Source organism: Microbacterium sp. (assembly GCF_030149085.1).
Classification (GTDB): Bacteria; Actinomycetota; Actinomycetes; order Actinomycetales; family Microbacteriaceae; genus Microbacterium.
Map to the genome: position 1 here is coordinate 1 of NZ_JASBSF010000024.1, position 9,067 is coordinate 9,067.

8 protein-coding genes are annotated in these 9,067 nt (G+C 65.7%); 3 read left to right on the top strand and 5 right to left on the bottom strand.

Annotation, left to right across the window (positions count from 1 at the left end; translation table 11 throughout):
- Nucleotides 1–1,037: 1,037 nt before the first annotated feature.
- Both Q1V87_RS00855 and Q1V87_RS00860 read right to left on the bottom strand, forming a co-directional pair.
- Complete coding sequence (locus Q1V87_RS00855; protein WP_300590448.1) at nucleotides 1,038–1,724, bottom strand: hypothetical protein; 687 nt, start codon at nucleotides 1,722–1,724, stop codon at nucleotides 1,038–1,040.
- Between the two features lie 63 nt (nucleotides 1,725–1,787).
- Nucleotides 1,788–3,080: a D-alanyl-D-alanine carboxypeptidase family protein gene (locus Q1V87_RS00860; protein ID WP_300590449.1), complete on the bottom strand. Its 1,293-nt coding sequence runs from the start codon at nucleotides 3,078–3,080 to the stop codon at nucleotides 1,788–1,790.
- Between the two features lie 42 nt (nucleotides 3,081–3,122).
- On the opposite strand from Q1V87_RS00860, the gene Q1V87_RS00865 reads away from it, so the two are divergent.
- Nucleotides 3,123–4,400 carry a glycoside hydrolase family 3 N-terminal domain-containing protein gene (locus tag Q1V87_RS00865; RefSeq protein ID WP_300590450.1) on the top strand — a complete coding sequence of 426 codons (1,278 nt, stop codon included), beginning with the start codon at nucleotides 3,123–3,125 and terminating at the stop codon, nucleotides 4,398–4,400.
- Between the two features lie 9 nt (nucleotides 4,401–4,409).
- On the opposite strand, the gene Q1V87_RS00870 is transcribed toward Q1V87_RS00865, so the two are convergent.
- Genes Q1V87_RS00870 through Q1V87_RS00880 form a run of 3 tightly spaced genes read right to left on the bottom strand, consistent with a single transcriptional unit; the run spans nucleotide 4,410 to nucleotide 6,888 of the window.
- Nucleotides 4,410–5,135 (bottom strand): SOS response-associated peptidase, encoded by a 726-nt coding sequence (locus Q1V87_RS00870; RefSeq protein ID WP_300590451.1) that lies wholly within the window; start codon nucleotides 5,133–5,135, stop codon nucleotides 4,410–4,412.
- Nucleotides 5,136–5,144: 9 nt separating this feature from the next.
- On the bottom strand, nucleotides 5,145–6,182 hold the full coding sequence (locus Q1V87_RS00875; protein WP_300590452.1) for an App1 family protein: 1,038 nt from the start codon (nucleotides 6,180–6,182) through the stop codon (nucleotides 5,145–5,147).
- Nucleotides 6,183–6,186: 4 nt separating this feature from the next.
- A complete protein-coding gene (locus Q1V87_RS00880) occupies nucleotides 6,187–6,888 on the bottom strand; it encodes a DedA family protein (protein WP_300590453.1) in 702 nt (233 codons plus the stop codon).
- Nucleotides 6,889–6,930: 42 nt separating this feature from the next.
- On the opposite strand from Q1V87_RS00880, the gene Q1V87_RS00885 reads away from it, so the two are divergent.
- Together Q1V87_RS00885 and Q1V87_RS00890 are read left to right on the top strand one after the other, a co-directional pair.
- Nucleotides 6,931–8,253: an anthranilate synthase component I family protein gene (locus tag Q1V87_RS00885; RefSeq protein WP_366945391.1), complete on the top strand. Its 1,323-nt coding sequence runs from the start codon at nucleotides 6,931–6,933 to the stop codon at nucleotides 8,251–8,253.
- A gap of 80 nt (nucleotides 8,254–8,333) precedes the next feature.
- A partial coding sequence (locus Q1V87_RS00890; RefSeq protein WP_300590454.1) for a class I tRNA ligase family protein occupies nucleotides 8,334–9,067 on the top strand: 734 nt, incomplete at its 3' end.

Genomic DNA, 9,067 nt, shown 5'->3' on the forward strand with positions numbered 1-9,067 from the left:
TCTGCGAGTTCTTTCTGATCGATGATCTCCCCGGTCACGGGATCAATCATCTCGTCGTCAACAACGACAGTGGTCGTGTCAGCCACGGCCATCTCCTTTCGGATCAGGCCGGACCCCACACACCGTTATTCAGACAGTCCCGCGAGCCAGCGTCCGAGTGAGCTGAGTGAGACTGTCGTTGCGCAGTGTGGCACAGTAATCGCGCACAGACTTACCCACGAGTCAGATCAAGCACTGCTTCGTCACGCCACTGCGCTGAGTTCTCGTGCCCTTCTCGATCAACTGCCGGGCCTTGCTCAGCAACATGCTCTGGTTACCGGGGTGAGTACCGGAGTGCCAGTAGCGGTGCGTATTCGAGATGTTGTGGACGCCCCTAAGAGCAACGACCCCGATTTCATCGCAAGTTGGACTGATGAGGAGAGGATTGCCGAGCTACCTCAGCACATTGACCGGGTCGTAGTGGACTGGCAAGGCCACGCCTAATTAGGCTCGGACAGGCGACCTATCCCGGAGTATTCACGTGCAGTGGACGATTTATTTGCTGCGACCGTGGGTATCGCGCATTGCGACTCCTGAGTCGATGAGCCAGGTGCGCACTGTGCCCGCCGAGAACCCAAGTCTGCTGCCGACCGTTTCAAGCGAGTCGCCAGCCTCGTATCGGCGACGCATCTCATCGACCTCGTGCGGCTCAGGAGCACGGCCTCGGAGTTTCAACCCGCGCTTGCGTAGCTGGTGCGCAAGTGACTGGCGGCTGATTCCAAGGTCTGAAGCAATCGCCTTGAGAGTCGCGCCTGCTTCGTATCGAGCTTCAGCGATGACCAGCTTCTCCTCGCTCAAAGGCGGGAGATGAGTGGGGAGTTTCCGGCCGTGGCGACGCTGTAGCAGAGGTCGCTGTCGGATGAGATGATGGGTACTCACTATGCGGCGCAAGGGCGGGGCACTTTTCGACAGTATTCCCCTTACTTCCACCAAACGAGGAAGGGCGCCCCATGCGGGCGCCCTTCCTCGTTCCCTCCGGAGAGGTCTACGCGCCCACTCTAGAACCAGGTGAAGGGGACGATCACCGTCAGTCCGAGGGCAAGCAGGAAGATGGCGCTGCTCACGCCGATGAGAATCCACTGCGCTCGACGGTTTCGGATCACTGCGGCGATACCGAGAAGGAAGAGCGCGATTGCCATCAACACTGTGTTGAGCGTCAGTCGATCGCTGTACTGATTTGCCTCGTCACCCTGAGCGAGCAGGGCCTTTGCAGCAGTATCCGCGTCCGACCACGCGCCGAACAGTGCGTACTGGTAGTCCTCCGAAGCCTGCGGGTCGGTGTAGGTGGTCGGGTCGGCCTCGTTCTCAGCCTGGGCCCATGCGATGGCGGCGTCGAGGTCCTCCGAGACGCTCGTGAAATACAGCTGGTCATACTTCTCGGATGCCGCGGCGGCGACATCCGGGTCGGTGCCCTCCATCTCGATCTGATACTCCGAGAGGCGCGTGAGTGTCTCGGCATCCTGCACGTACTGCTGGTTTGCCTCCAAGTAGATCGACTCCGCTTCGGTCTGGGCAGCCCCACCGCGTGAGTACGCGGCTGCCTGCTGACCGCCGTAGAGAGCGGCCTCGAAGGAGACGTATGCGGTGGCAACAGAGACCACGCCAAGGAGGATGACGATGAGGAGCTGGAGGTCCTCAAGGAATGAGTGTCGGCGCGACGATACTGCGTCGGAAGATTCGGGCATGAGCGAGATCGTACTGCCTCGGCGAGGTTGCCGATGTCACCCTCGCGGCCGTGGAAATCCTGCTCAGCTGTAGACCGAGGTAATGCCCAAATACTCCTCGAGCGACAGCCCGCTGTTGTACACCGCCGTCGCGGTGTCGACGCCGAGGTAGCGCAGGTGCCAGGGCTCCCAGATGTATCCGGTCACGCCCTCTTTACCCTGCGGGTAGCGCACGATGAAACCGAACCGGTGCGCGTTTGCGGCGACCCATTGACCCTCGGGCGTGTATCCGAACGCTTCCGTGATGGTGTTCAGATCAAACGCGAGGCCCGACTGGTGCTCACTGTGCCCGGGCCGCGCCGAGTACCGGTCGGCAGCAGCCGTACCGTCGCGGGAGGCGTAGCTGTTGTAGACCTTGACCTGTGTCGCATAGGAGCGGAACCCGCTCGCAATCCAGAGGTTGTACCCGAGCGATGCAGCTTCGGCACGCATCCGCTCGAACGCGGCGAGTGTGTCGCCAGTCAGTCCGTTCCCGTACCAGCTGGGCAGGCGATAAGTCTTGTTGGCGATGAGGATGCCGTTGATATACGTCGGTTGGACGTCGTCGTCTCCACCGCCGCTGTTGCCCCGTGCCTGCGCAGCCTCAGCTGCGGCTTGCGAGTCCTGGACCGCGGTCCAGGACTGCTGGTACGCGCCGATCCGCTGCGACGCGCTACCAGCAGCGGGGTCGCCGAGCGCTGCGACCGCTGCTGCGTACGCATCCTTGGTCTCCTGCGCGGCGAGACTCGGCACCTCGACCGCTGCTCCGTGAGCGGCAGCAGACGCGACGACGGCGTCGATATCGGCCAACGCCGCAGTGGTGGCGGCCTCAAGCTCCGAGGTCGACTGCTCGGATGTCTCGGCGGTCTCGGTCAGGTGGGCCGCATCCTCGGTGAGCGATTGCGCCTGCGCGAGCTGAGCCTCTCGGCCCTCGGGTACGTCTGGTGTTGAGCGCGGGTCGGGTGCGGTTGTCGTAGCCGTCACCTCACCCGGCGCGGCGATCGTCAGCAGCCCGGCCGCGACTAATGCATCCAACGACGCTCGCAGCGCATCGAGCGCCGCTGAGTCCTGCAGCATCTCGGCGTTCGTGACCTCGATGACCGTCGATGCCTCAGCTGCCGCAGCGATGGCATCCGTCTGGGCGGCGCTGAATCCAGCGGCCGATTGGTCGACCGCGTCTCCGGAAGCCACCCACTGGGCGAGTGCGTCATCGAACGCGGTGCGGGCCTTGGCGTTGTCGGTCGTGATCGTCCCGACGACGCCGGCCGTCGTGAACACCGCCGCGAACCCGAGGAACGTCCGGCGCGCGATCGCTCGGTCTTTGCGGCTTGCCCCCATGCAGACAAGGGTAGTGCGCGTGAGAACGGGTAGCGTGAACACGTGAGTTCGGCAGGTCGCCATCGATTCCATGCGGTATGCCGCGGAGAAGACGCGGGCATGCTCACGCCCGTGACGCGCGCGGGAATCGCGGCAGCAGCCGTGGCCTGCTGCGTGCTCGGTAGTCTCGGCTTCGCGCCGGCGGCGGACGCCGCGAGCTCGCCATCCGGGGCCACGCAAGCGCCGACAGGTGAGGTTGTCGTCGTCGCCGGCACAGCCGAGAGCGTCGCCGCTCGAGCCACCGCGGCCGTTGCGGCGATGAGTCTCAGCGAGCGCGCCGCGAGCGTGATCATGGGGCACATCTCGACAACCGACCCCGGCGTGCTTCGCGACTACGTGTCGAGTACTGGTGTCGGCGGTTTCATCCTCATGGGCGCGAACATCCCGGGCTCCGAAGACCGGTTACGCGAGATCACTGCGGCGCTCACGGTAGACCCGGCGGTCCCGCCGCTGTTGGGCATCGACCAGGAAGGCGGCGACGTGTCTCGCCTGCCGTGGGACGATTTCCCGTCGTCGGTCACGCTCAAGAATGAGCCGCCGGAGGCTACCGAACTCGCTTTCGCCGGAAGAGGTGCACTCGTCCAGCGCGCGGGCATCTCGGTGAACTTCGGGATCGTCGCCGACATCACCGACGACACCAGCATGTTCATCTACCGCCGGGCGCTCGGGACAACACCCGAGAGTGGTGCCTCACACGTTGCTGCTGCGGTGGTCGGCGAGGAACCCGAGGCCCTGTCGACCCTCAAGCATTTTCCGGGCCATGGCGCTGCCCCGGGCGACTCGCACCGCGGCATCCCGTCAACGACAGAGACCTACGACCAGTGGCGTCAAACGGATGCCGTCCCCTTCGCGGCTGGCATCGAGGCCGGTGCTCCGCTACTCATGTTCGGGCACCTCGTGTACACATCGATCGACGAGAAGCCCGCGACCCTGTCGAGCGAATGGCACCGCATCGCGCGAGAAGATCTCGGCTTCGACGGCGTCGCGATCACCGATGACCTCGGGATGCTCGAGGCGTCGGGCCTCCGCGAATACCAGGATCCCGTTTCCAACGCCGTCGCTGCCCTCGCCGCGGGCAACGACATGCTGCTGTCGGTGTTGGGAACGAACTCTCAGACCGCGGCAGAGCTGACGGCGGGCATCGTCGCCGCCGTTGAGTCCGGCGCCCTTCCAGCGGAGCGCCTCGACGAAGCCGCGGTGCGAGTGATGACGCTGCGGCTGCAGACTGCAGGTGCCGGTCGCGGTCTCGTGCCCTGCTCATCCTGCGCGCCTGCGGCCTGATCCCGCTCGTCAGGGGAGCGGCGGTCCTGGCACGGGCTCGATCAGCGCGGGTGAGTTGTTCCGGACGTTCCCGACGTCTGAGCTGACCGGATATACCTCCAGGGTGTCGGCAACCATCTCGGCAGCGTCGACGGCGGCATCCAGGATGTCTCGCGGGTAGTCGACAGTGGGGTCGAGCCAGGCGTCAGCGTGATCGGGATCCATGAAGACCGGCATCCTGTCGTGGAGCGATCCGAGTCCACCGGAGGACGCACGCGTGAGGATCGTGAACGAGAGCACCCACCGGTCGTCAGCATCCTCGGGCTTCGACGGGTCTTTCCACCATTCATAGAGCCCGGCGAAGAGCAGAGGTTCGTCGTCGGCAGGATGGATGAAATACGGCGTCTTGCCGGCATCCGTGCGATGCCACTCGTAGTAGCCGGTCACGGGGACGATCGCGCGCCGCTTCTCGAGTGCGGCGCGGAACATCGGCTTGTCTTCGAGCTCCTCGGAGCGAGCGTTGAAGGCTCGTGCCCCGATCGAGAGGTCTTTCGCCCAGCCGGGGACCAGGCCCCAGCGTGCGCCTTCCAGCCGCCGTACCGGGGGTTCGGTCTTCGCGGAATCGAGCACGATCGCAGCCCTGTCGGTCGGCGCGACATTGAACGACGGTCCGGGCAGGTCATCGCCGACGAGGTCGACGCGAAGCGTCCCCACGAGCTCGGTTCCAACACTTGCCACGACGAACCGTCCGCACATGCGGCAAGACTACGCGGGGGATACCCCAGCGGCCTGGAGTCGGTCGAGCAGGCCCGCGCCATCGGATGCCGTCACCCACGGCACTTCGGCTGCCGAGTGGTCGTTCACTGCGGTTCGGCCGCCAGCGAGCACGGCCTCAGCAGGGGAGAGGCGGCGGATCGCGACAGCCGCCACGTGTCCGGGGTTCTCGCTGGCGAAGGCCGTGTAGATCGCGTCGTCGTGCTGACCGTCATCACCCACGAGCAACCAGCGGATGTCGGGGAACTCCTCGGCGAGGCGTTGCAGACTGTGCTCTTTGTGGGCTCGTCCGCTGCGGAACCAGCGGTCATGGGTGGGACCCCAGTCGGTGAGCAGGAGCGCTCCCGGCGGGAAAAGGTGGCGTCGCATGAACCGCACGAGCGTCGGTGCGACGTTCCATGCCCCTGTCGACAAGTAGACGACGGGACAGCCCGGATTCTCGCGCGCAAGCCGCTCGAGAAGCACAGCCATCCCGGGTACCGGCTGCCTGGCGTGTTCGTCGACGACAAAGGAGTTCCACGCCGCCAGCAGCGGACGCGGGAGCGCTGTCACCATGACGGTGTCATCGACATCCGAGACGATGCCGAAGCGCGCATCCGGTGCGACGACGAAAACGCGTGATTCAACGGGGGCGCTGCCTTCAACGGTCATCGTGAACGTCTGCCATCCGGGCGACAGGGCGGCATCCAGCACGACATCCACGACACCGCCGCGGTCCGCGTTCACGGTATGCGTCTGGCCGGCTACGGTGACGTCCACACGAGCGAAGCCGACCGGAACGGCGAGGAAGCTCCGCCATCCGCGCACTGATGCGTACTCCCCGCCGCCGCGCGGCTTACGTGGCGGGACGATCAACACGCGTCCAAGAACCCGGATCCAGCCATCGCCGCCATACCCCGCAAACGGGGTCACCGTGGGCTTGAGGCCGCGCGCGCGGGCGCGTCGCTCCCGCCAGGTGTGAAAGCGTCGCTCAAGTCGTGCGAGCCACAGGATCTTGGGGGGCGCGGGGGTTTCCTCCGGTCCGGGCACCCGTTCAGTCTGTCATGCCATCGAGGCTCGGGTTTCGTGGGGCATCTTCCGACGGAGTGCGCTCGTCATCGGCATCCATGTGCCGCCGCTCGATGCGGTGCAGCACCTTCTTGCCTAGGTAGATCGCCAGGATGAACAGCGCGATAGCGGCGACGAAGATGTATCCGGCGTAGTGGGCGCTGTCGGCGAGGTCGCGGTAGGTTCCCGCTGCGGCCGACGCAACCGAGACGTAGATCGTCGCCCACAGGATGCAGGCAGGCGCTGTCCACGCGAGGAACCGCCGGTACGCGAAGCCGGTCATCCCGACGGTCAACGGCACCAGGGAATGCAAGACCGGCAGGAATCGGCTCAGGAAGATCGCGATCCCGCCACGCCGGTTGACGTACAGCTCGGCCCTGATCCACGAACGCTCACCGATGCGGGCACCGAGGCGTGAGTATCGGATGCGCGGGCCGAGGAATCGTCCCAGCCAGAAACCGATGCTTTCGCCGATAAGCGCGCCGATCACGACCGCGACCCCCAGTGCCACCCCCTCCCAGGGGCTGCCGACAGCGGTGCCGGCGATGATCACAATCGTGTCGCCGGGAACCACGAGTCCGACCAGGACACTGGTCTCGAGCATGATGGCAAGACCTGCGACGAGGGTGCGCACGACCGGATCGACTGCTTGCACCGTATCCAGCAGCCACGTGAGCCACTCGTTCATCCTTGAAGCGTAGAGCCGCCGACAGCGTTTAGCCTGTGAGGCGTGACCACGCCGCCGTCGAACGTTCAGCTAGCGGTGTGGCGTGAACCCGAGCAGGTCTTCTGCGGATGGGCGCATCGGTACGAAAACGCGTTCTGGCTGGATGCCGGCCCCGGCGCGACCTCCGGGCGGAGCTGGGTCGGCATCGGTGAGCCCGTCGCTTCGGATGCTGTCGAGCGGGTGGTCTTGCGGGGGAGTGCTGCCGAGGACGACTCGCGCTCGGATGAGCGTGGCCCGCGGCCCGGGGCATGGGTTGGCTGGTTCGACTACGACGCCGGTGCGCGGCGGGCGGGGGCGCCGTCGTTCCCGGACTCGGGCGGCGACGCCCGATGGATGCAGGTGCGCGTTGTCGTCGAGTTCGACCATGCGGCATCCATCGCGACAGTGTTTGCGGCGGGTGGCGCTGGAGAGCTTGCTGCCGAACTCCTGGACCTCCAGCATCCGGGTGAGATTCCGCAGCCGACGCCGGTCGTCTCGTCGGCACGACACGACGCGACAACCTACGCGGCCCTGATCGAGCAGTGCCGCGAGCAGATCCGCCTGGGCAACGCGTACCAGCTGTGTCTCACGACGCGATTCGAGGTGGAAGGCGTCGACGATGCTCTCGCTGCCTACCGGCGCCTGCGACGTGGCGTCAGCGCTCACCACGGCGGCTTCGTGCGGATCGCGGACCGAGCGCTCCTGAGCGCGAGTCCCGAGCAGTTTCTCGAGGTCGACCGCGGCCGCATCCGGACTCTCCCGATCAAGGGAACCCGTCCCCGCTCGGCTGACGCGGAAGTCGATGCCGAACTCGCCGAAGATCTGCGCACGGATGTCAAAGAGCGGGCCGAGAACGTCATGATCGTCGATTTGATGCGCAACGACCTCTCGCGCATCTGCCAGACCGGCACCGTCACTGTCGAGCGACTCTTCGACGTCGAGTCCTATCCAGCCGTGCATCAACTCGTGAGCACGGTTGCGGGCGACCTCCTCCCCGGACTCGAGGTGGGCGAGCTTCTCGGCGCGACATTTCCTGCCGGCAGCATGACGGGCGCGCCGAAGCTCTCGGCGATGTCGATCCTGCACCGACTCGAGGGTGCGCCGCGGGGTCTCTTCGCCGGATGCTTCGGTTGGATCTCGCCCCAGGGAGACCTGGATCTGGCGATGGTCATACGCTCGATCGTCATCGAGCAGGATCACGCCTATGTCGGCGCTGGCGGCGGTATCACCTGGCTCTCGCAGGCATCGTCGGAAGTCGCGGAGGTCGTCGTGAAAGCGCGCGGACCACTCGCCGCTCTCGGCGCATCAGTCCCGCCGAGCTGGGCGACAGCCGCCCCGGGCGCGTGATTCCAGGCATCCGGTAGCCTGGATGGTGCGCTTTCGCGCCTCTTCCCTGCATCCCGATTGGTACCCGTTACGTGAGTCAGATGGCCCCTACCGACACCGTTGCCGCCCACGGTCCCGAAGGCGGGTATGACCCGCAAGCGGTCCAGGCCAAGTGGCAGGAGCGCTGGGCGGCCGCCGATCCGTTCCGCGCGGGCGGGACCGATGACACGCGTCCACGCAAGTACGTGCTCGCGATGTTCCCGTACCCGTCGGGTGACCTGCACATGGGGCACGCCGAGAACTACCTCTACTCCGACATCGTCGCCCGTAGCTGGCGCCACCGGGGCTACAACGTGCTCAACCCGATCGGGTGGGACTCATTCGGTCTGCCGGCAGAGAACGCGGCGATCAAGCGCGGCGCCGACCCTCGCGAGTGGACCTACGCGAACATCGACCAGCAGAAGGCCGGTTTCCGTTTGTACGGGGTCTCGTTCGACTGGAACCGGGTACTGCACACGAGCGACCCGGAGTACTACCACTGGAACCAGTGGCTGTTCCAGCGGCTGTTCGAGCGCGGCCTCGCCTACCGCAAGGAGAGCCCGGTCAACTGGTGCCCGGTCGACCAGACGGTGCTCGCGAACGAGCAGGTCGTGGATGGTCACTGCGAGCGCTGCGGCGCTGAGGTCATCAAGAAGAAGCTCACCCAGTGGTACTTCCGTATCACCGACTACGCCGATCGCCTGCTCGATGACCTGAACCAGCTCGAGGGCTTCTGGCCCCACAAGGTCATTCAGATGCAGCGCAACTGGATCGGCCGTTCGGTGGGCGCAGACAT